A 21,792-nucleotide genomic window follows, 5' to 3' on the forward strand; every position below is an offset into this window, starting at 1 on the left:
AAGAATTTAGTATCTCTATATCAAGAAAAAAAATCAAGCTTATTGTACTAAATCAGAACTATTATAATCTTTTATTAATTAAATTTTTTTCTTAATTACTCCGCAATAATTTTAAGAAATCTGCGTATAATTAACGCTAATATCATAAGAAAACTGGCTAATCCTCCACCTAAAACAATTCCCTTAAATTTACCCAAACGATTTTTAGGTAATGGCAAAATTGGTTTATCAATTACTTGAATTAAGGGCGTTTCCTTTCTTAAAGTAACTTTAGCCAACTCACTTTGCTTTATCAACTCAGTAAGAATGGCTGTATTAGCTTGTACATCAACTTGTCTTCTAACTGATGGAGTCCGACGAACATTTAATGCAGGATTCAAGTTAAAAGTATTGTCATTGGCTCTAGCAACTCCTGCAATAGCACTATTAAGTTCATTACGAACAGAATCCACTTGACGTCCTAAGATACTCATATTCGCACGAGATTTTTTACTCTTTGTATCAATATAAAATTTCCCTACTTCACTTGCTAATGCTTTACAAAAATAAAAAGAGAATAATTCATCATTGGAGGATACGTCCATAGTGATAATTGAAACTTTTTTATCTTTCTGAGCTATAAACAACGAGTTTGTAGACAAATTTTGATAAATTACTCCAAGTATACTATCATGAGCTCTAGTAAAATCTTTGCGATTTACGTTAGGCAAAAATTGAATCACACTCAATTTTGGATTTTTATTCCATTTATCTCTCCAACTATTTTTCTGTATATACATTTCTGCCAAAGAAATTACTTTACCGTTAACTGTAACAGGAGTCAGTAAAGTTTGTTCTACCATGGCACGAGATTTAAATAATTCGGTCAAATTGGAACCAGAAAATACTCCTCCTCCTCCTCCTCCAACATCTATCCCAAATGAACTTGCCAAACCTAAAGCACTTCCTAAACCTCCACCTGCACCTTTTTCATCTTCCAGCGCAAAAGTCAATGTCGCGGTGTAAATAGGTTCTTTTATGAACGACCATGTCAGTCCCAAAACAATTCCTACTACTCCAGCTAATATGATTATTCTCCATTTAGAAAGTAAATAATTATACCATAGTTTTACTTTTTCTAACAACTCCTTTAACGAAATTTCATCGTTTTTAATAGTTTTTCCTTCCATCAAAAAAATTATTTAAAAGCAGTAACAATTAATAATGCCAAACTAGCAAAGGCCGTACCAAGACCAGCCCACTCTCCAGCCGTCATTCTTTTGCCCTGGGGTTTTTCAGGGACTACAATTTGCGAATCAGGCTCCACTCTAGGATAAGATCTAAAAAACAAAAATGATGTCGTTACAGAAGCCTTACCGTTTGGATAAATAATATAAGCTTTTCTCTTCCATCCTTTGCTATCCACACCTCCTACAGAGTTTATGTAATATTTAAATCCTTTACCACTTCTATACGGAATTTCGGAAGTTAACAATACATTCCCCGTTACTTTTACTCCTTCATTATAAACTGACACCTCAATTTCATCGCCAGGAAACAAAGTAACGTTTGAATAGTGATTTTTATCTTTTACAATCTTTTCCCAATTCACAGGAATAGTTGCAAATTTTAACTCGTCTCTGAGTTTTTTAGATAGTTTAGAACTAAGTGTGTCTTTTTCTTTTGCATTCAGACCTTCCTGTTTTGGTTTCAGCGCTTCTTCTTCCGCAGTCAGTTTTTTATCCAAATTAAGATTTACAGTTTCTAATTGTTCAATTTGTTCTTGCTTTATTGGCCTTTTTATTTTCATACCATCCAGGTTCGCAATAGATGTTAAACCTCCTGCTCTCATCACAACATTATAAACAGTTTCTTTTTTATTTGCCAAAACATATTTACCCGGATAGGTAACAGCTCCACTTACCTTAACCATTTCAGGTTTTTCGTAAACTGCCATTCTTCTTATGTTGATCACATCAAAAGGCTTTAATACAAAATTTTTGATCTGCTCGTTGTTATCAGCGGTAATTTCAAGCTCAACCAATTCAATTTTTTTTGGGTCAGCATCATCGATTACATCAGATTTTACCATTCTGGCTATTTCCACTCTTTTTGATGCCGATCCAGTCAAACCACCAACTTGTACTACAAGATCATTTAAAGTTAGATTTTCAAAATACTCGTATTCGCCGGGATTTTTAACTTCTCCGTCAATTGTTACTTTATACTCCTCTCTAAACTCTAAAATAGAATACACTGTAACAATATCTTCTCTTCTAAGCTCCAAATCAGCATTTAAATCTCCAGATAAAGCAGCACTTAAATCCACATTAACAATTTCAGTTGTTAAATCGGTCTTCAAACGAATAATCCTTGCTCTTTTGCTATAAGCATCTTCCTTAAGTCCTTCAGCTCTGGTAATAAGATCTGAGACTCTCATTCCTTCACTATAAGAGTAATAATCTGGTCTGAAAACAGCTCCTTCAATTTTAATACGATTTTCGAATCGGTTCAAGATCTTTGTCACTTTAAAAACATCTCCTGATTGCGGAACATAGGAGCCATATTCACTTTCGTTGATATCATGAACTTTAAATTCCTTTCCTGTTTTCTGAAGTACATTTACTGAAGCAGTATAAGCAAACTCATTGAATCCTGATGCAAAACTCAAAAGATCAGAAAACTTTTCTCCTTTTTTCATCTCGAAAATACCAGGTCGTTTCACCTCTCCTTCAACTGTCACTCTTTGCGTATAAGCAGGAATTCTAATAACATCATTGTCTTTTAAACTAACGTTATCAGACTGATCGCCTTTTACCAGAAACTTATAGATATCAACATTCTTATAGACTCTGTTATTTCTAATCAATTCAATATTTCTATAACTACCATTCTTACCTGGCCCCCCTGCTAAATGAAGTGCATTATATACAGAGGCAAGAGACGAAACAGAGTAGTTACCTGGTTGTTTCCCTCCAACAATTGTTACTTTAATTGTTCTAATATCACCTAAACTAACACTAACCTGAGATTGTCCGGATCGAACCGTACTATAAACTCTTGCTACTGCAGCTTTTATTCTTTGTGAAGCAGCTTCGATTGACATTCCGGCTACTGCTATTTGTCCAACATTTTGAATGGCAATTTTACCTTCAAAATTAACCGGAACAGTATCATCAAACTGTTGAATACCATATATACTAACTTCTAACTTATCACCTGGTCCTAAAATATAGTTTACAGGTGTCGCCATTTTCAAATCCGGCTCAAAATTTAAAGTTGGATTATCGAACAATTCGGATCCAAAAATCAAAGCATTTAATGAATCTTTTATTTTTTCATTTTTAATCTTCTCTTGTTTTCTTCCAAACTCAGAATCTTTATCAAACTCTTTTGACTTATCGTCTTTCTTTTTATCCTTATCTTTCGAGTTCTTATCTTTGTCTTTACCGTTTTTTTTCTCGTACTCTGTTACTCGTGTTCTTAATTTATCGAATTCACTTTGAGCCATTCCTTTTGACAAAGCCATAGACTGAACATCGTTAATGTTTGCATTATTGCTTTTTAACTGAGCAACAATCTTACCGATTTCGTCATCCGATAAATAATCTACTTTTATGGTACTTAAATCTTTCGACTTTATTAGATCCTGAGCATTTGCATTAAAAGACGCTAGCAAAATAAAAAACAAAGCAAGAACGTATATTATCTTTTTCATATTTGAGTTAAAATTTAACCTTAAGTTTGGTTGAAACGAAATGTTCATTTTATGAATATTGTTTATGGTAATAATCTTTATAAGAACCAGAAGTCACATTCTGTAACCATTCTCCATTATTCAAATACCAATTAATTGTCTTTTCTAAGCCTTCTTCAAAAGTAACTGAGGGTTTCCATCCCAATTCTTTATTAATTTTTGATGCATCTATGGCATAACGCAAATCATGTCCCGGTCTGTCTTTTACATAAGTAATTAATCCCTGTGAAGTTCCTTCAGGTCTACTTAGTTTCTGATCCATAATCTGGCATAATAGTTTAACCAAATCTATATTTTTCCACTCATTAAAACCTCCAATATTATAAGTTTCATGATTTTTACCTTCGTGAAAAACTAAATCGATAGCAATAGCATGGTCTTCAACAAATAACCAATCACGTGTATAATTACCATCACCATAAACTGGTAAAGCTTTGTTATTTATAATATTATTAATAAAAAGAGGTATCAATTTCTCTGGGAAATGATAAGAGCCATAATTGTTGGAACAATTTGTCAACACATAAGGTAAACCATAAGTCTCTCCATAAGCTCTCACAAAGTGATCTGAACTTGCCTTAGAAGCAGAATAAGGAGAATTAGGATCGTAAGAAGTTGTTTCTGTAAAAAGTCCCTCAGCTCCAAGTGAGCCGTAAACCTCGTCAGTGCTGATATGATAAAAACGTTTTCCTTCGAAATTCCCTTTCCATTGATTCTTCGCCGCGTTTAGTAAATTCATTGTCCCTATCACATTCGTTTTAACGAAAGCTAAGGGATCTTCAATAGAACGATCGACATGAGATTCTGCAGCCAAATGCAAAACGCCGTCAAAATTATGTTCTGAAAAAAGTTCATTTATAAAAGTTTCATCCACAATATCTCCTTTTACAAAGGTATAATTAGACTTATCCTCAATATCTTTAATGTTTTCAAGATTTCCCGCATAAGTCAATGCATCTAAGTTAAAGATTTGATACTCTGGATATTTATTTACAAAACGTCTTACTACGTGTGAACCAATAAAACCGGCACCGCCAGTTATAAGAATCTTCTTCATTTTACTTTCTAATTAATTTAATAATTCTGAATTTTGCCTTTCCAGCTCACCATATAAGTCTTTTACATCTTGCGAATTCTCTTTTTGCAGAATTAAATTGGCAGTATCTGTATAGACAAAAATGGTGTTTTTTAATCCTAAGAATGCGGTATATTTTTCGGTACCAATAATCATGTTCCCATTATCATCGATAGAATGTCCTCTTGACACTAAATAGTCGTAAACGGATTCAAATGATCCCAGATCCGACCATGAAAACGCTGCAGGAACAACTTTTATTTTCTTACTGCGTTCCATAACAGCATAATCGATACTTATGGATGGGATTTCTAAAGACAAATCTAAATCTAAAAAGCCCTCGTTATTAGCTTGCCAAACAGCTTTAGATTTCTCAAAAACGTCCGGTTGAAATTGTTTCAATTCCTCTAAAAGAACTCCAGCTTTAAAACAAAACATACCACTATTCCATAGAAAATTACCTCTTGCGATGAAATTTTTAGCAGTGGTTTCATTTGGTTTTTCACGAAATGAAACTACTTTATCGCCTTTTGATTCAATGTAACCATATCCTGTTTCCGGTTTAGTTGGAATAATCCCAAAAGTTACTATAAAACCTTCTTTAGCCTTTACAATAGCTTCATCTATCGCTTTATTGTAATCTTCCATCTTTTCAATAATATGATCAGACGGGGTTACAATTAAAATATCATCAGGATCACAAGCAAATGCAGCAAATGCAATCGCCGCGGCTGTATTTCGAGGAGTCGCTTCAACAATATTAACATACTCTCTTTTAGACTTATCCATTACTTTGGCACTAAGAGAATGATTGTCTACATTGCCAACAACCATTACTTTATCAGCTAAATGATTGTTGCGATCGACTGTCAATTCAAATAAAGACTTTCCTTCAAACATTTCCAAATATTGCTTGGGTTGACTTTTTCTGGATAATGGCCAAAGTCTGCTCCCAATACCTCCGGTCAAAATAACATGTATGATCGAATTATTTACTTCCATTTTTTTAAAAAAATAAAAAAAGCCTTTTTTACTATAGCCTGTTATCAGCTAAAGTACCTAAGACTCCTTTTACATCGTATAATAAACTATTTTCTTTCTGCAACTCTGAAAAATCCAGTTTTAAAAATTCAGCATGTGCTACTCCAAGTACAACAGCATCGAATTTTTCTTTTGGTACAGAATTAATAGTTTGTAATTTGTATTCTTTTTTAACTTCCTCTATACTGGCTAAAGGATCATATAATGTGACTGTTATTCCGTATTCTTTTAATGCTTTGATTACATCAACAATCTTTGTATTTCTGACATCCGGGCAGTTTTCTTTGAAAGTAATTCCAAGCATTAACAGATTAGCTCCATTAACAGAAATTCCTTTTTTTATCATCAGTTTTACCACCTGAGCAGCCACATATTCCCCCATACTGTCATTTAAACGTCGTCCTGCCAAAATTATTTCAGGATGATATCCAAATTCTTGAGCTCTCTGTGCCAGATAGTAAGGATCTACACCAATGCAGTGTCCTCCAACCAATCCGGGTTTGAAGGGTAAAAAATTCCATTTTGTGGAAGCTGCTGCCAATACTTCCTGAGTATCAATATCCATCAGATTGAATATCTTGGCTAACTCGTTTACAAAGGCAATGTTAATATCTCGTTGTGAATTCTCTATCACTTTAGCGGCCTCCGCTACTTTTATTGAAGGTGCCAAATGTGTTCCGGCAGTAATTACCGATTTATAAAGAGCATCTACTTTTTGACCGATCTCCACAGTAGACCCTGAGGTTACCTTTAGAATTTTCTCAACAGTATGTTCCTTATCACCAGGGTTTATTCTCTCAGGCGAGTATCCTGCAAAAAAGTCTTCGTTAAATTTTAAACCGGAAATCTTTTCTAAAACCGGCACACACTCTTCCTCTGTTACACCGGGATATACAGTCGATTCGTAAATAACAATATCACCCCTTTTTAATACTTTCCCAACTGTTTCACTAGATTTGTATAATGGAGTCAAATCAGGACGATTATTTTTATCTACCGGAGTAGGAACTGTTATCACGAAATAATTACAATCTGCGATATCTTCTACAGAAGTTGTACAGTACAACCCTTGTCGGTCATCAGAATTATTGATCAAAACCTTCTGCAAGGTTTCATCATCTATTTCCAATGTAGTATCTGTACCTGATTTCAGAGAAGCAACTCGTCCTTTATTGATATCAAAGCCTACAACGGCATATTTTGTAGCAAATAATCTGGCCAAAGGTAAACCAACATAACCTAAGCCAATAACCGCTATTTTTATGTTTTCATCCAATTTGTATTCTTTTTTATCCACTTCAGTCATTTCAATTCACGGCTCCGCCCTTCTGAGTCACAATATTTTGACACAGACACCCTATAATTATTTTCGGCAAATATAGTATATTAAGTCAAGTTAATCAATACGCTTTCCCGTAATACCCAAAAAAACGGACTATTAAAAAAAACTTAATCCAACAATCCTCTATCAATCAGCTTGCAAAAAATTACATTATAAAAAAAACAGAGAAATAAAATCTCAAATTAAAGAATTTTACCCTCTGTTTTAACTAAAATAATTAAACTATAACTAATTTATTTGTATTTTATTTTAAGCACACATCCCAAAGATTCTAAAACCAATATATAATGTGTATTTGAAACTTCCTGAACTATCGCTTCCTGATTACTAAAAGCTCCGGATTCTATTTTAATTCGGTCTCCGCTCTGAATTGAAGTCACTGATATATCGCTTATATTTGGAGCTCTCAGACTTGCTTTTATACTATTAATTTCTTCATTGCGAACTATGGCCGGTTTCCCCAACCAAAACAAATAACGGACTACCCCTGCTATCTGGAAAACTGAATTTCGATCAATATCTTTCAATTGAACGAATACATAAGAATTAAAAAGGGGAACTTCAACTTTCTTCTTTCTGTCTGACCAATCTTTCACTTTCGTAATTAATGGGCAATAACATTCAATCCCCATTTGAATCAGTCTATCCGCAACTTTCTTCTCCCATTTCGGTTTTGTATAAACAACATACCAATTCATAATTTTCCTTTACAATGAATAAAATCTCCAACATCCTCACTTTCCTATTTTCTATTGAATTTCACTTCAATATCTTTTTCAATTAGGAACCAATCCCATTATAAATAAAACCAATTGATTCTAGTTTTTTTGCATCCAAGATATTTCTACCATCGAAAAGGAAGGCCGGCTTATGCATAGAATCGTATATCTTTTGCCAATCGTATGTTGTAAACTCGTCCCATTCTGTTAAAATAGCAATTGCATGAGCATCTTTACATGCGTCGTAAGCGCTAGCAAAGGTTGAAACTGCCAGATTGTTCTCTTCCACTGACCTCGTCTCTAAATAATTTAGATCATTTAATATCTTAGTCTTTGAAACTTTCGGATCGTAAACTGAGATCCTTGCCTGTTCATTAATCAAATCATCCGCAACATAAATTGCTGCAGATTCTCTTGTATCATTGGTGTCTTTTTTGAAAGCCCAACCTAAAAATGCAATTTTCTTATCGGCTACAGTATTGTATAAAGTCTGAACAATCTTACTTGAGAATCTTTTCTTCTGATGATCGTTCATTATAATTACTTGTTCCCAATAATCTGCTACTTCATTTAATCCGTAAGATTTTGCAATATACACTAAATTAAGAATGTCTTTTTGAAAGCAAGAACCTCCAAAACCAACTGATGCTTTTAAGAATTTTGGTCCAATTCTACTATCCATTCCAATGGCACGGGCAACTTCATTAACATCAGCACCTGTTTTTTCACACAATTCTGACATTGCATTTATAGACGAGATACGTTGCGCCAAAAATGCATTTGCCGTTAATTTTGATAATTCTGACGACCACACATTAGTCGTCAAAATTTTTTCTTTGTCTACCCAGTTTGCGTAAACATCAACCAATGCTTTAATTGCTTCTTCACCTTCTGGTGTTGTATCTCCACCTATTAAAATTCGATCCGGATTCAACAAATCAGTAACCGCAGTCCCTTCAGCCAGGAATTCAGGATTCGATAAAATTTGAAACTGAACTCCATTTCCTGTATTATCCAAAATGCTTTTAATAGCTTCCGCTGTACGTACTGGCAAAGTTGACTTCTCAACAACAATTTTGTTTTCCTTGGCTACTTTTGCAATTTGTCGGGCGCATAATTCAATGTATTTTAAATCGGCTGCCATCCCTTTTCCCTTACCATAAGTCTTGGTTGGTGTATTTACTGAAATAAAAATCACCTGAGCCTCATCAATTGCTTTTTCAACTTCTGTCGAAAAAAACAAATTCCTTCCTCTGGCCTCCGCTACTATTTCCGAAAGCCCAGGTTCATAAATCGGAATATTATCCGTATTTGGGTCATTCCAGTCTATAATTCTTTGTTCGTTCAAATCGACAACAGTCACTTGAATATGTGGGCATTTTTGAGCAATTACCGCCATAGTTGGACCTCCAACATAACCAGCACCAATGCAACAAATTTTTGTAATTTTCATTTACTATACTATTATCTTGATCTTTAATTTATTTCAAATTCTTCCAATACCAGCCCACAGCTTCCTTCAATCCTTCCTGTAAAGAATATTTAGGATCATATCCCAGCATTTTTCTTGCTTTATCAATACTTGCTAATGAATGTGGAATATCTCCTGGACGATTTGCCCCATAAACTATTTCCACGTCAGAAATTTTAGAATCAAATGCTACTAAGTACTCCTTTAAATAACCTACTAAATCATTTAAAGTGTTTCGATCACCAAAAGCGGTATTATAAACTGTATTTATGGCTTCCGGATTCTGACTCGTCATAGCCAATTCATTCATCTGAATTACATTGTCTATGTAAGTAAAATCTCTTGAATAATTTCCATCCCCATTAATCACAGGACTTTCATATTTCATTAACTGCATAACAAACTTCGGAATTACAGCAGCATAAGCTCCATTAGGATCCTGCTTTCTGCCAAAAACATTAAAATATCGCAATCCGATAGTCTCTAACCCATAAGTTTTACTAAAAATCTCGGCATAGAGTTCGTTTACATATTTTGTAATGGCATATGGAGACAAAGGCTTTCCTATTACATCCTCAACTTTCGGTAATCCCTGAGAATCCCCATAAGTTGAAGAACTTGCTGCATAAATAAACCTTTTAACTTTGGCATCACGAGAAGCGGTCAGCATATTTAAAAAACCGGAAACATTCACATCGTTTGTCGTAATAGGATCATTAATTGATCTTGGAACAGAACCTAAAGCGGCCTGATGTAAAACATAATCAGCGCCTTCAACAGCTGACACACAATCGGCAAAATTTCGAATATCTCCTTCAATTAATCTAAAATTTGAATTTGAAATAAAATCCTTTAAATTATGACGATGACCTGTCGAAAAATTATCCAGACAAACCACTTTATACCCAAGTCCTAAAAAATATTCCGATAAATTTGATCCGATAAATCCAGCTCCACCTGTAATCAAAATTGTATGTTGTTTTGATGTACTCATTTGCTTCCACTTATTTTTTATTGAATTTACTCAAAATCGTCTTCCAAACACTATGTTTTTTCTCTTCATCGTGATAACCGTTTGCATAAGCTCCGTAACCGTATCCATAAGCCGCTCCATATTTTGCCTTATTCTCATAACCATTTAACACAATGCTGGCATTATTCAGTTCCCCTCTTTTAACTCTGGTATTTAGCAATGTAATCATATCCTTTTTGGTATAATTTTGCCTTACTATATAAAGAGTTACATCTGCAAACTGTGCAAGTTCTAACGCATCCGAAACTAACCCAACCGGAGGTGTATCCAGAATAATATAATCATATTTTTGCTTCAGCTCTAGGATCATCTCTCTCATCACATCACTCAAAATTAACTCTGAGGGATTTGGCGGAATTGGCCCCGAAAGTATAACATCAAGATTTGGAACTCCTGTATGGTGTGTAATTTCTTCTAAACTATTTTGCTTTATGAGGTAATTCACAACACCGATTTGATTTTTCAAATTGAACTCATCTGCCAATCTCGGTTTTCTTAAATCCAAACCAAGAATTACCGTTTTCTTTTCGCTTAAAGCAAATACTGTAGCAATATTTATGGAGCAAAATGTCTTTCCTTCACCACTTATTGACGACGTAATCATAAGAGTTTTCGAACCACTCACCTGCTGTTTCTTGTATAAAAACTGTAAAGAGGAACGTATAGCTCTAAATGCTTCCGATAATGCCGATTTTGGCTTGTCTAATACCGCCAAACTTAACGAATCTTTATTTACTCCGATGATACCAATTAACGGTATTTGTGTCAATTTACTAATATCTTCAGTATTCTGGATCGAGTTGTTGATAAAGAAAATTCCAAAAACAAACAGCAAAGGAATTAACATCCCTAAAAACAATGCCAATACGTAGTTTACAGAAGTTTTCGGGCCAATTAATCCTCCTCCGATATCTTTTGCAGGATCAATAAAATGAATGTCCGACAAATTGGATGCTTTTACGATCTCAGCTTCGTTTCTTTTTTTCAAAAATTCAGTATAAATATTGTCACTTAAGTCATATTTTCTTTGAATTTTCAGCAACTCCTGTTGTTCTTCCGGAAGTTTTTTTACAGTACTTTCTGCCTGACCTATTTTTGCATTTACCATAGCCAAATCTGTCAGTAACGATCCTTTCGCAGAAGCTATATTTTCTAATAAAACACTTTTTATAGCCTGCATTTGATTATCAAAATCCTTGAAAATCTTATCGCTTTTTACGGCGTAAGCCATTTCTGATCTTTGTGTAGATAGCGCAATAAGTTTCGACACATTCACAACAACATTTGGATCTTCAATCCCTGCTACTGTAGGAGCCGGTAGTCTTGAATAGTCGTTGCTATTATTTAAATACGATTTTAAAGAATTATAATACGCAATTTTTCTTGTGACCTGATCTTTTTCAACATCAAAATCCATTATTTTATCCGAAACCTTAGCTCCTCCAGCTTCAATTTCGTAAATATTTTTATCTTTTCTAAACGATTTCAACTCATTACCTGTTTGCTTCAATTGCGTTTCCATAGCAATAAGAGTACTATCAATAAATCGAATAGTATTTGTTGCAAACTGATTTTTTCCGTCCAGCTGAATTTTGATTAACATTTTTACTGTCGAATTCAAATATTCAACCATCCTGGCTTTATTGGTACCTTGCATCCCCAGAGTCAATATTGATCCTCCTTTTTCATCAGCGTTGACACTCACACCTCTATAACCCGATACTGTTCCGTCAAAATCATTAAATCTAACAAAATACTCATTTCCAGTATAAAATCCCGGATTATCATTTATCTGTAAATTCCAGTTTAAAAAAGGAAGCGTGACTTGTTCTCCAGCTTTACACCTTCTCACATACTCTTTAGGCTGAACGGTTGTATTACTATAGCTCTTATTGGAATACGTAATTAATGAAACTGAATTACTTTCAAATGGAATTCGAATTTCATATTCAGTTGGACTCAAAAACTTAATACCAATTAATGTATTAGCGAGCTGCGCTTTTGTTTTGTCAATTTTCACGTAAAAAGGAACCGCACCGTAAGCATCAACTAAATTATATTTTCCCTGAACAAGATAATCAATATAAAACTGTAATTTATCCACAACCAGCTCGTTGTGTGATCTTGATTGTATAACAGTTGTGATTCCGTTTACCTGATCTGAAACACCACCCCAATTAAAAACTAAACTTGTATTGGAGGTAAAAAAAGGATTTCGTTCTTCCTTAATTGAAACCATAGTCTGCATTCCGTAAATTTTTTCTTTACGAATGTTTACCTGATAAGCAATAGCAAAAGCTATTATCAGACTGACTAAAAACAATTTCCAGTAACTGGCGATTTTCAGTAAGAATCCCTTAAAATCAAAATTTGAATGATTTTCAAAAATGGAAAAATCTTTAATATCTAACATCTTTTGAATTTAATTTTAGTTTTTAAGCAACAAATATACCGTTGTCGCCAAAGACAAAACCGTAATAATTGTAGTAATAGATTCTATCCCCGTTTTTCCAGTTCCCCAAGATTTTTGCTTAACTGGTTTTACATAAATATAATCGTTAGGCTGTAAATAAAAATAAGGCGATTTCATCACATTTATATCCGTCAAATCGATATCCTGCATCTGAACACCTGTTGGAGTTTGACGAATTACAGTTACCGCTTTTCTATTACCTGTAATGGAGATATCTCCAGCATTTGCAATAGCTTCCATAATATTTACATGTTCCTGAAACAGCGTTTTAGTTCCGGTACTACCTACTTCTCCATTTATGGTATATCTAAAACCAGCCAATTTTACCGTAACAAAAATATTCGCTTCACTTTTAAAATATTCTTCCAGTAGTTTTTTTTCAATTCGAACACGAATCTCTTCAAGGGTATACCCAATAACATTAATTTCTCCTAAAACCGGCATTCTGATATTACCATGATCGTCAACCGTAAATCCATTAAAATATAACCCTGATTCCGATTTTCCTGTTCCCGAAGAAGCACTCTCCGTAGTATTAAAAATCGAAACTAACTTAGGATCAATTGCTTTTATATCAATACTCAAAACATCGTTTACCTGTAGCCTGTAAGGCTTAGACTCCACAGCAGCAATATTTTTCTGCTCTCCGGAATTATTTTTATCCTGTAAATAAACCATGTCTTTAACAGGAATACAAGATGTAAATAGTATGCTAATCAATAGCAGGATATAAAAGCCTTTTTTTGTCATTAGTAAAATTTTATCGCAAATATAGCTTTTCCTTTAATCTTCAGAAAATCTAAGCGTTATTTGGGTTTATTTAATTGTTTTTGAAAGTTTTTTCGAATGGAACCCGATGTAAAATACTTCGACCAAGGGTGATTTCATCCGCATATTCCAATTCATCTCCCACCGAAATTCCTCTTGCAATGGTAGAAATTATGATTTCCGATTCGGCAATTTGTTTATAGATGTAAAAATTAGTGGTATCCCCTTCCATTGTAGAGCTGAGTGCAAAAATAATTTCCACCACCTTTCCTGCCTTTACTTTTTCGACCAGACTTGAAACATTCAATTGACTGGGGCCAACTCCTTCAATTGGAGAAATTTTCCCTCCAAGTACATGATAAATTCCTTTATACTGACCTGTGTTTTCAATCGCCATAACGTCACGAATATCCTCGACAACACAAATCGTTTGATGGTTTCTTGATGAGTTAGCACAAATTTCGCAGACTTTGGTATCTGAGATGTTATGACAATTTTGACAAAATTTAATATTCTCACGCATATTCAATAGAGCCTGAGATAAAAAACCGGTTTGTTCTTTAGGCTGTTTTAACAAATGCAGCACTAATCGCAACGCCGTACGTTTACCAATTCCGGGCAATTGCGACATTTCACTTACTGCTTTTTCTATTAATTTTGATGAAAATTCCATGACGACAAAAGTAATACATTAATGTTTCTTTTCTGATCCGATTAAAAATGAACTCCTCAATTTTCTGAGGTCAAAAACAAAAAACTTAATACTGATTTGTAGCCAATAAAACTAAAGTACAGGCCACTTCTGCCTTGATATTATTTAATTCTAACAATTGATAAAATTCCGGATTCTCAGCCCCTGGATTAAAAACAACTCTTTTAGGCTGTGCTTCTATAATATAATTGTAATATTCGCGCTGACGGGCAGGATTTAAATACAACGTAACAGTATCAATATTTTTTACCGGAATTGTTTTTGTATGAATCTTCACGCCGGCAACTTCGCCTTTGTTCTGACCAATTGCCAATACAGTATGTCCTTTTTCAACCAGCATATTTATAGCTTTAAAAGCGTAACGTTCCGGTTTTGTAGTAGCACCAAGAACAAGTGTTTTCTTATTTCTCATTATTTTTAAATATACTGCAAAAGTAATCAAAAAGAATGAGCTTATTTTAGGTTATCTTTTTAGAATTAAAAGCAGTAAAAAACAATATCCTTACATGATCTTAGCTCGAAGTTTTAAAAAATGTCTATTTTTACGGCACTAACCTAAACTCTATGGATTTATTCATTTATTTATTTGCCGCACTGTTTTCAGTATTAAACCCTATCGGCACCGTGCCTATTTTTGTTGGACTGACACAACACGATTCTCAAAAAGAACGTTCCCGAATTTCACTTTGGACCGCTATTAATGTTGGAATCATTTTATTGGTCTCCTATTTTATCGGTCAGTATGTTTTGACTTTTTTTGGAATAAGCATTGATGCTTTAAGAATTGCGGGGGGAATCGTAATTGTAAATTCCGGTTTTTCTTTACTTTCAGGAAAATTCAATAAAAAACGAGGAATCAATAAAAAAATCGAAACGGACGCACAACAAAGAAACGACATCGCTTTAACGCCTTTGGCAATACCAATGCTCGCAGGACCGGGATCAATGTCTCTATTAATTGCTTTTTATCAGGAACACCACGGAATAAACGAAATTATAATTTCATGTTCCGCTATCCTGGCAATTGCATTTACAATTTTTGCAATCCTTAAAAGTGCTCATTATTTAGCGCGTATACTTGGTGCTTCAGGAATCGTAGCTATTTCCAGAATTGTCGGTTTTATTGTAATTTCAATTGGAATTCAATATATCGTTAGCTCCATCATCAATATTGTTAAAGGAAACCTGATGTAAACACGATCAACATACATCTATAAAAAAAGGGGATAAAACATAGTTTTATCCCCTTTTTTTATATTTAAAAACCTATTTAGCTTCTTGGCAAAAATACTTCAGCCATCATACAGCGGGCACTTCCACCTCCACAAGCTTCGATAGTATCCAAACTGGAACTTAAAATTTCCGCATGATTTTCTAATTGTGCAATTTGTTTCGGGGTCAGACTCTGATGTGCCGATGCACTCATTACAATATATCTCTTATCATTTGTACCTCGAACTTCCAGCATATTTCCGGCAAAATTATTTACCTGTGCTTCGGTGATTAGAATAACTTCCTTTTTATCCGCTTTTAGATTTTCAAGAACCATTTTACGTTCTTTTTTATCATCGATACTATCTGCACAGATAACAGCGAATGTTTCACCCAGACACATCATTACATTCGTATGATAAATCAATTTACGTTCTCCGTCAACCGTTTGAAAAGCTTCAAAAATAACCGGGGCATAATCAAAATCTTCACAAAATTCGATAAACAGCTCTTCATCTGCACGAGGAGACAAAGCGCAGTACGCTTTTGCATTTGCTCTATCCAAAAGCAGACTTCCGGTTCCTTCTAAAAAATAGCCATCTTCTTCTGCCGATGTATAGTCAACTATATTTGAGATCTCAAAGCCTTTCTCTTCAAGCGTATCTAAAATATCTTCACGGCGCTCCTGACGACGATTCTCTGCAAACATCGGATACAGTGCCACATCTCCATTTTCATGAAATGAAATCCAGTTATTTGGAAAAATACTATCCGGGGTATCGGTTTCTAAAGTATCTTCAATAACAGTGACATCAACTCCAACTGCTCTGAGTTTCTCAACAAAAGAATCGAATTCCTGTTGTGCTTTTGCATTTACCGTACTTGGTAAAAGTCCGTCTAATACTTTTTGATAATAATTATTTACTGCCGTTTGCTCATTCATTCTGAAAGCTACTGGCCGAATCATTACGATCGCATTTGTAGTTTGTTTCATTTTATATGTTTTTTTTTCATTTCAAGTTTCAGGTTTCATGTTAGCGGAACGTGAAACCTGAAACTTAAAACTTTTTTAGTCTCTTATTAATGGTAAAGTGGAACATCTCAACAATCCCTCCTGCTTTGCAATTTCTGCATATGGAATTTCCTCTACCATAAAACCATTAGCACGCAGCCAATTGTTCAGACGGGTAAAATTCTTTTCGGAAACTACAACATTATCGTCGATCGAAAATACGTTTGAAAACATATTATACATTTCGTCTCTTTCGATATGAAACAAATTTTCTTTTCCAAAAAGATTCACCAGATACAAATAATCTGCTTCTTCACGGAAGCCTCTCTTGTAGATAATTCCTTTATCTTTTCCAACAGGCTGAAAACAGCAGTCAAGGTGTAAGGCATTGTCACGAGCTTCTAATTTAGATTTTACCAAATCAAATTCTTTGACAATTTTATTCGGGAACATTTTTCTTAAATATTCAACACCATGCATATTAGTTCTTGCCGTAATGTAATCTTTATAATCACTTCCTTTATAAGTTCCAATAAACACATGATCATTCCACAACATTACATCTCCACCTTCAATATGAACTTCCTCCGGTGGACGAACTACTTTTAACGGATCCATCTGGTCGATTACGTATTGAATTGCATCCAACTCACGTTCTCTGTCTGGCAGAATATTAGATTTCACAAAAGTATCATCTATCACAAAACCTATATCACGGGCAAAAATCTGATTGTAACTCTCAATCATTTCCGGACGATATACTTTTACATCATATTTTTGAAAAACAGCATTAAAAGCATCCATTTCGACAATCATATCTTTTTCGATTGGATAAGTCCCGGCTTTAATATGTTCCAATGATTTAGGATCATAAGCTTCCTCTAAAGATGGAGTTGGCCCATTATGAACTGCAGAACCCAAAACTACTGCCCGCAGTCTAGACGTTTCGTTCTTTATATTTAATTGCAACATAACTATATTGTATTTTGGGCAAAGATAAAAAAAGCTTCACAGGTTAAGTGAAGCTTTAATTTTTTTTTATTTGTTTGACTTAAAGTCTCTCAATGGATGTCCAGTATAAACTTGTCTTGGACGGCCAATTGGCTCTTTGTTTTCACGCATTTCTTTCCATTGCGCAATCCAGCCTGGTAGTCTTCCAATAGCAAACATTACAGTAAACATATCTGTTGGTATTCCTAATGCTCTGTAGATAATTCCAGAGTAGAAATCAACATTAGGATATAAATTTCTTGATTTGAAGTATTCGTCTTCAAGAGCTGCTGACTCTAATTTTTTAGCGATTTCTAAAATAGGATCTTCAACACCTAATGTATCTAATACTTCTTTAGCCGCTTTTTTGATTATTTTCGCTCTAGGATCGAAGCTTTTGTAAACTCTATGACCAAATCCCATTAAACGGAATGGATCATTTTTGTCTTTAGCTTTTGCTAAAAATTTATCCGTATCTCCACCATCTTTGTTGATTTCCTCCAACATTTCAAGTACAGCCTGATTTGCACCACCGTGTAAAGGTCCCCAAAGCGCAGAAACACCTGCGGAAATAGAAGCAAATAAACCGGCATGAGAAGAACCCACCATTCTTACTGTTGAAGTAGAACAATTCTGTTCGTGATCAGCATGAAGAATAAATAGTTTGTCTAATGCATCAATTACAATTGGATTTGCAGAGTATGGTCCTGTAGGCAGTTTAAACATTAACTGCATAAAATTCTCTACGTAACCAGTTGTATTATCGTAATAATTCAACGGGTACCCCATAGATTTTCTATAAGTCCATGTTGCAATTACAAGAAATTTACCCATTGTTTTACAAATGGCCTCGTACATCTCTTTTTCATTTTCAACATTTACTGCTTTTGGGTTGAATGCCGTTAAAGCACTAGTCAAAGCAGACAAAACGCCCATTGGGTGAGCTGTTTTTGGAAAACCGTCAATGATATTTTTCATTTCTTCGTTTACCAAAGTATGCTTTTTAATACCATTTTCAAATTGCTCTAATTCCTTAGCAGTTGGTAATTCCCCAAAAATTAAAAGGTAAGACACTTCTAAGAAACTTGCTTTTTCAGCCAAATCTTCAATTGAATATCCTCTGTAACGCAAAATCCCTAATTCTCCATCTAAGAAGGTGATTTCACTCTTACAAGAACCAGAGTTTTTGTATCCCGGGTCTAAAGTAATAATACCAGTTAAATCACGTAATTTGTTAATATCGATAGCTGATTCATTTTCACTCCCCGTGATTACCGGAAGTTCAATTTTTTGACCATCTACTTCTAATGTAGCTATTTTTGACATAATATATCGGAAATAAATCTTATAAAATAATAATTTATCAAATCTAATGAATTTAAGACTAATTAAAAAAAGAATCCTGCTATGAATTTGTTAAAACTCCAAAAAAAAACCATCCGCCGTGGCGGATGGTTTAAATTGAATATATATAACTCTTACAATTATTTAATTTTAAAAGCATTTAAGCCAGGAAAATAAGCTGTACTTCCTAATTCTTCCTCGATTCTTAACAATTGGTTGTATTTTGCCATACGATCAGAACGTGAAGCTGAACCTGTTTTAATTTGCCCACAGTTTAAAGCAACTGCTAAGTCAGCAATTGTATTATCTTCTGTTTCTCCTGAACGGTGAGACATTACTGAAGTATATCCTGCATTTTTAGCCATGTTCACAGCAGCAATAGTTTCTGTCAAAGTACCAATTTGGTTTACTTTTACTAAAATTGAATTAGCAATTCCTTTTTCAATTCCTGTAGACAAACGAGCTACGTTAGTTACGAACAAATCGTCACCTACTAACTGAACTTTATCTCCAATTTTATCGGTTAAGTATTTCCATCCATTCCAGTCGTCTTCATACATACCGTCTTCGATAGAGATAATTGGATATTTAGCAGCCAATTCAGCTAAATAATCCGCTTGCTCTTCTGAAGTTCTGATTTTTCCGGTTTCTCCTTCAAATTTAGTGTAATCGTATTTTCCGTTTACATAAAACTCAGAAGCAGCACAGTCAAGTGCAATCATAATTTCATCACCGAAAGAATATCCAGCCTTTTCAACTGCCAATTTGATAGTATCCAAAGCATCTTCAGTACCTCCGGCCAAGTTTGGCGCAAAACCTCCTTCATCACCTACAGCGGTACTTAAACCTCTATCGTGTAATACTTTTTTCAAGCTATGGAAGATTTCAGTTCCCATTTGCATAGCATGTGTAAAAGAAGTTGCTTTTACAGGGAAAATCATAAACTCCTGAAATGCGATAGGCGCATCAGAGTGAGAACCTCCGTTGATGATGTTCATCATTGGTACTGGCAAAGTGTTAGCAGAAACTCCACCAACATATCTGTACAATGGTAACCCTAATTCGTTAGCAGCAGCTTTTGCAGCAGCTAAAGAAACTCCTAAAATAGCATTAGCTCCTAATTTAGATTTGTTTGGAGTTCCATCCAAGTCAATCATTAACTGGTCAATTGTATTTTGTTCGAAAACAGAAGTACCAACTAATTCTTCAGCAATAACAGTATTTACATTGTTCACTGCATTTAAAACTCCTTTTCCAAGATAAGCTTTACCTCCGTCACGTAATTCAACAGCTTCATGCTCTCCCGTTGATGCTCCAGATGGAACAGCTGCTCTACCTAAAACACCATTTTCAGTTACTACATCAACTTCAATAGTAGGATTACCTCTGGAATCAAGAATTTGTCTAGCGTGAACTTTAATTATAATACTCATTATTTTTATTTTTTTATTAATAAATTATATTTTTTTTTCGAAATTATAAAAATATTTAATAGTAAAAACGTATTCTAACCAATAAACGTCTTTATTTATTAACTACATCGTTTTAGCAGCAGCTTCTTTTATATTCTCAACAAACTGATCGAACAAATAGGAGGAATCATGTGGTCCCGGACTTGCTTCAGGGTGGTATTGTACTGAAAAACAATTCTTATTCTTCATACGCATCCCTGCAACCGTTTCGTCATTTAAATGCAGATGTGTGATCTCCAATTCAGGGTGATTATCCAACTGCTCTTTGTTTACAGCGAAACCGTGATTTTGAGAAGTTATTTCACCTTTACCTGTAATTAAATTTTTCACAGGATGATTAATTCCACGATGACCATTAAACATCTTATACGTTTGAACACCATTTGCCAAAGCAATTACCTGATGTCCTAAACAAATCCCAAACAGCGGTTTATCATTTGCTAAAATTTCTTTTGCCACTTCAATAGCTCCAAAAAGCGGATCCGGATCTCCGGGACCATTAGACAAAAAGTATCCATCCGGATTAAATTCTGCCAAATCTTTATACGTTGAGTTGTATGGATACACTTTAATATAACAATCTCTTTTAGCCAGATTTCTTAAGATATTCTTTTTTATCCCAAGATCTAAAGCAGATATTTTGTAGGTAGCATTTTCATCACCAAAAAAATAAGGTTCAGTAGTTGAAACTTTTGATGCCAACTCCAAACCTTCCATGTTAGGCACATTTGCCAATTCTTTTTTCAAATCTTCAATCGAAGTACCATCGGTACAAATAACAGCATTCATAGCCCCATTGTCACGAATATAACTTACAAGAGCTCTGGTATCAACATCAGAAATACAAATTAAGTTTTGTTTCGTAAAATAATCTTCCAGACTTCCGGAAGCATCTTCTCTGGAATAATTAAAGCTAAAATTTTTACAAACCAAACCGGCAATTTTGATGCTTTCTGATTCAACTTCAGAATCATTAACACCATAATTTCCAATATGAGTATTAGTCGCTACCATTATTTGACCAAAATAAGAAGGGTCTGTAAAAATCTCCTGGTATCCGGTCATTCCCGTATTAAAACAAACTTCACCAAAAGTCTTACCGCTAATTCCGATAGATTTTCCGTGAAAAATAGTCCCATCACTAAGTAATAAAATGGCGCTTTGTCGTGTTGTGTATTTCATTCTTTAATTTGTATTGTTTTTTAATTGTTTCATGAAATCCCCGATAGGTTTTTCAATTGTAATTAGATATTTTGCAAATTTACTTCTTTAAAAGAGTGCCTCCAAGATTTTTTAAAACTTTCCTCTATAAAAATAAAACCTAAAAAGTCAGATAAGTTAAATTTTAATTTCACTCCAAAAAAATCAAAAAAAAAGGATAAACTAAAAATT

General features: G+C 34.3%; 18 protein-coding genes. 1 reads left to right on the forward strand and 17 read right to left on the reverse strand.

Annotated elements, in window-relative coordinates; all coding sequences use genetic code 11:
- Window positions 1-95 precede the first annotated feature (95 nt).
- The 12 genes from LNQ34_RS05190 to LNQ34_RS05245 all read right to left on the reverse strand — a co-directional run bounded on the left by LNQ34_RS05190 (window position 96) and on the right by LNQ34_RS05245 (window position 14,782).
- On the reverse strand, window positions 96-1,169 hold the full coding sequence (locus LNQ34_RS05190; protein ID WP_229998888.1) for a Wzz/FepE/Etk N-terminal domain-containing protein: 1,074 nt from the start codon (window positions 1,167-1,169) through the stop codon (window positions 96-98).
- A gap of 8 nt (window positions 1,170-1,177) precedes the next feature.
- A complete protein-coding gene (locus tag LNQ34_RS05195; RefSeq protein ID WP_229998889.1) occupies window positions 1,178-3,697 on the reverse strand; it encodes an SLBB domain-containing protein in 2,520 nt (839 codons plus the stop codon).
- A 49-nt stretch (window positions 3,698-3,746) separates the two neighbouring features.
- Entirely contained in the window at window positions 3,747-4,793 is a 1,047-nt protein-coding gene (gene rfbB, locus LNQ34_RS05200) for a dTDP-glucose 4,6-dehydratase (RefSeq protein ID WP_229998890.1), read from the reverse strand.
- Window positions 4,794-4,805: 12 nt separating this feature from the next.
- Window positions 4,806-5,813 carry a mannose-1-phosphate guanylyltransferase gene (locus tag LNQ34_RS05205; RefSeq protein ID WP_229998891.1) on the reverse strand — a complete coding sequence of 336 codons (1,008 nt, stop codon included), beginning with the start codon at window positions 5,811-5,813 and terminating at the stop codon, window positions 4,806-4,808.
- Window positions 5,814-5,844: 31 nt separating this feature from the next.
- A complete protein-coding gene (locus LNQ34_RS05210; protein WP_229998892.1) occupies window positions 5,845-7,158 on the reverse strand; it encodes a nucleotide sugar dehydrogenase in 1,314 nt (437 codons plus the stop codon).
- Window positions 7,159-7,427: 269 nt separating this feature from the next.
- Window positions 7,428-7,892 (reverse strand): UpxY family transcription antiterminator, encoded by a 465-nt coding sequence (locus LNQ34_RS05215; RefSeq protein WP_229998893.1) that lies wholly within the window; start codon window positions 7,890-7,892, stop codon window positions 7,428-7,430.
- A gap of 82 nt (window positions 7,893-7,974) precedes the next feature.
- On the reverse strand, window positions 7,975-9,366 hold the full coding sequence (locus tag LNQ34_RS05220) for a UDP-glucose 6-dehydrogenase (protein ID WP_229998894.1): 1,392 nt from the start codon (window positions 9,364-9,366) through the stop codon (window positions 7,975-7,977).
- 28 nt (window positions 9,367-9,394) lie between these two features.
- The gene (locus LNQ34_RS05225; protein WP_229998895.1) at window positions 9,395-10,378 is read right to left on the reverse strand and encodes an SDR family oxidoreductase; all 984 of its coding nucleotides are present in this window, start codon (window positions 10,376-10,378) and stop codon (window positions 9,395-9,397) included.
- A 10-nt stretch (window positions 10,379-10,388) separates the two neighbouring features.
- Entirely contained in the window at window positions 10,389-12,830 is a 2,442-nt protein-coding gene (locus tag LNQ34_RS05230; protein WP_229998896.1) for a polysaccharide biosynthesis tyrosine autokinase, read from the reverse strand.
- A 15-nt stretch (window positions 12,831-12,845) separates the two neighbouring features.
- A complete protein-coding gene (locus LNQ34_RS05235; protein ID WP_202701671.1) occupies window positions 12,846-13,640 on the reverse strand; it encodes a polysaccharide biosynthesis/export family protein in 795 nt (264 codons plus the stop codon).
- 70 nt (window positions 13,641-13,710) lie between these two features.
- On the reverse strand, window positions 13,711-14,331 hold the full coding sequence (recR, locus tag LNQ34_RS05240; protein ID WP_202701673.1) for a recombination mediator RecR: 621 nt from the start codon (window positions 14,329-14,331) through the stop codon (window positions 13,711-13,713).
- Window positions 14,332-14,416: 85 nt separating this feature from the next.
- Window positions 14,417-14,782 carry a CoA-binding protein gene (locus LNQ34_RS05245; RefSeq protein WP_202701675.1) on the reverse strand — a complete coding sequence of 122 codons (366 nt, stop codon included), beginning with the start codon at window positions 14,780-14,782 and terminating at the stop codon, window positions 14,417-14,419.
- Window positions 14,783-14,934: 152 nt separating this feature from the next.
- Here LNQ34_RS05245 and LNQ34_RS05250 point away from each other — a divergent pair, with 152 nt between their 5' ends.
- Window positions 14,935-15,564, forward strand: a complete 630-nt coding sequence (locus tag LNQ34_RS05250; protein WP_173967247.1) for a MarC family protein — start codon at window positions 14,935-14,937, stop codon at window positions 15,562-15,564.
- A gap of 76 nt (window positions 15,565-15,640) precedes the next feature.
- Here LNQ34_RS05250 and ctlX read toward each other — a convergent pair whose 3' ends face one another.
- The 5 genes from ctlX to carA all read right to left on the reverse strand — a co-directional run bounded on the left by ctlX (window position 15,641) and on the right by carA (window position 21,582).
- Window positions 15,641-16,576 (reverse strand): citrulline utilization hydrolase CtlX, encoded by a 936-nt coding sequence (ctlX, locus tag LNQ34_RS05255; RefSeq protein WP_229998897.1) that lies wholly within the window; start codon window positions 16,574-16,576, stop codon window positions 15,641-15,643.
- A 75-nt stretch (window positions 16,577-16,651) separates the two neighbouring features.
- Window positions 16,652-17,566, reverse strand: coding sequence for a dimethylarginine dimethylaminohydrolase family protein (locus LNQ34_RS05260; protein ID WP_202701679.1), 915 nt, complete (start codon window positions 17,564-17,566; stop codon window positions 16,652-16,654).
- 66 nt (window positions 17,567-17,632) lie between these two features.
- Window positions 17,633-18,910 (reverse strand): citrate synthase, encoded by a 1,278-nt coding sequence (locus LNQ34_RS05265; RefSeq protein WP_017495004.1) that lies wholly within the window; start codon window positions 18,908-18,910, stop codon window positions 17,633-17,635.
- Window positions 18,911-19,068: 158 nt separating this feature from the next.
- The gene (gene eno, locus LNQ34_RS05270) at window positions 19,069-20,361 is read right to left on the reverse strand and encodes a phosphopyruvate hydratase (RefSeq protein ID WP_017495005.1); all 1,293 of its coding nucleotides are present in this window, start codon (window positions 20,359-20,361) and stop codon (window positions 19,069-19,071) included.
- A gap of 102 nt (window positions 20,362-20,463) precedes the next feature.
- Entirely contained in the window at window positions 20,464-21,582 is a 1,119-nt protein-coding gene (gene carA, locus LNQ34_RS05275) for a glutamine-hydrolyzing carbamoyl-phosphate synthase small subunit (RefSeq protein WP_017495006.1), read from the reverse strand.
- Window positions 21,583-21,792: the final 210 nt, after the last annotated feature.

This window comes from Flavobacterium lipolyticum (assembly GCF_020905335.1).
GTDB lineage: Bacteria > Bacteroidota > Bacteroidia > Flavobacteriales > Flavobacteriaceae > Flavobacterium > Flavobacterium lipolyticum.

Coding starts and splice junctions, on each gene's coding strand:
- LNQ34_RS05220 (WP_229998894.1), bottom strand. CDS start 9,366: ATGAAAATTACAAAAATTTGTTGCATTGGTGCTGGTTATGTTGGAGGT.
- ctlX (WP_229998897.1), bottom strand. CDS start 16,576: ATGAAACAAACTACAAATGCGATCGTAATGATTCGGCCAGTAGCTTTC.
- LNQ34_RS05230 (WP_229998896.1), bottom strand. CDS start 12,830: ATGTTAGATATTAAAGATTTTTCCATTTTTGAAAATCATTCAAATTTT.
- LNQ34_RS05260 (WP_202701679.1), bottom strand. CDS start 17,566: ATGTTGCAATTAAATATAAAGAACGAAACGTCTAGACTGCGGGCAGTA.
- LNQ34_RS05250 (WP_173967247.1), top strand. CDS start 14,935: ATGGATTTATTCATTTATTTATTTGCCGCACTGTTTTCAGTATTAAAC.
- LNQ34_RS05265 (WP_017495004.1), bottom strand. CDS start 18,910: ATGTCAAAAATAGCTACATTAGAAGTAGATGGTCAAAAAATTGAACTT.
- LNQ34_RS05205 (WP_229998891.1), bottom strand. CDS start 5,813: ATGGAAGTAAATAATTCGATCATACATGTTATTTTGACCGGAGGTATT.
- LNQ34_RS05245 (WP_202701675.1), bottom strand. CDS start 14,782: ATGAGAAATAAGAAAACACTTGTTCTTGGTGCTACTACAAAACCGGAA.
- LNQ34_RS05210 (WP_229998892.1), bottom strand. CDS start 7,158: ATGACTGAAGTGGATAAAAAAGAATACAAATTGGATGAAAACATAAAA.
- rfbB (WP_229998890.1), bottom strand. CDS start 4,793: ATGAAGAAGATTCTTATAACTGGCGGTGCCGGTTTTATTGGTTCACAC.
- LNQ34_RS05225 (WP_229998895.1), bottom strand. CDS start 10,378: ATGAGTACATCAAAACAACATACAATTTTGATTACAGGTGGAGCTGGA.
- LNQ34_RS05215 (WP_229998893.1), bottom strand. CDS start 7,892: ATGAATTGGTATGTTGTTTATACAAAACCGAAATGGGAGAAGAAAGTT.
- eno (WP_017495005.1), bottom strand. CDS start 20,361: ATGAGTATTATAATTAAAGTTCACGCTAGACAAATTCTTGATTCCAGA.
- carA (WP_017495006.1), bottom strand. CDS start 21,582: ATGAAATACACAACACGACAAAGCGCCATTTTATTACTTAGTGATGGG.
- LNQ34_RS05190 (WP_229998888.1), bottom strand. CDS start 1,169: ATGGAAGGAAAAACTATTAAAAACGATGAAATTTCGTTAAAGGAGTTG.
- recR (WP_202701673.1), bottom strand. CDS start 14,331: ATGGAATTTTCATCAAAATTAATAGAAAAAGCAGTAAGTGAAATGTCG.
- LNQ34_RS05195 (WP_229998889.1), bottom strand. CDS start 3,697: ATGAAAAAGATAATATACGTTCTTGCTTTGTTTTTTATTTTGCTAGCG.
- LNQ34_RS05235 (WP_202701671.1), bottom strand. CDS start 13,640: ATGACAAAAAAAGGCTTTTATATCCTGCTATTGATTAGCATACTATTT.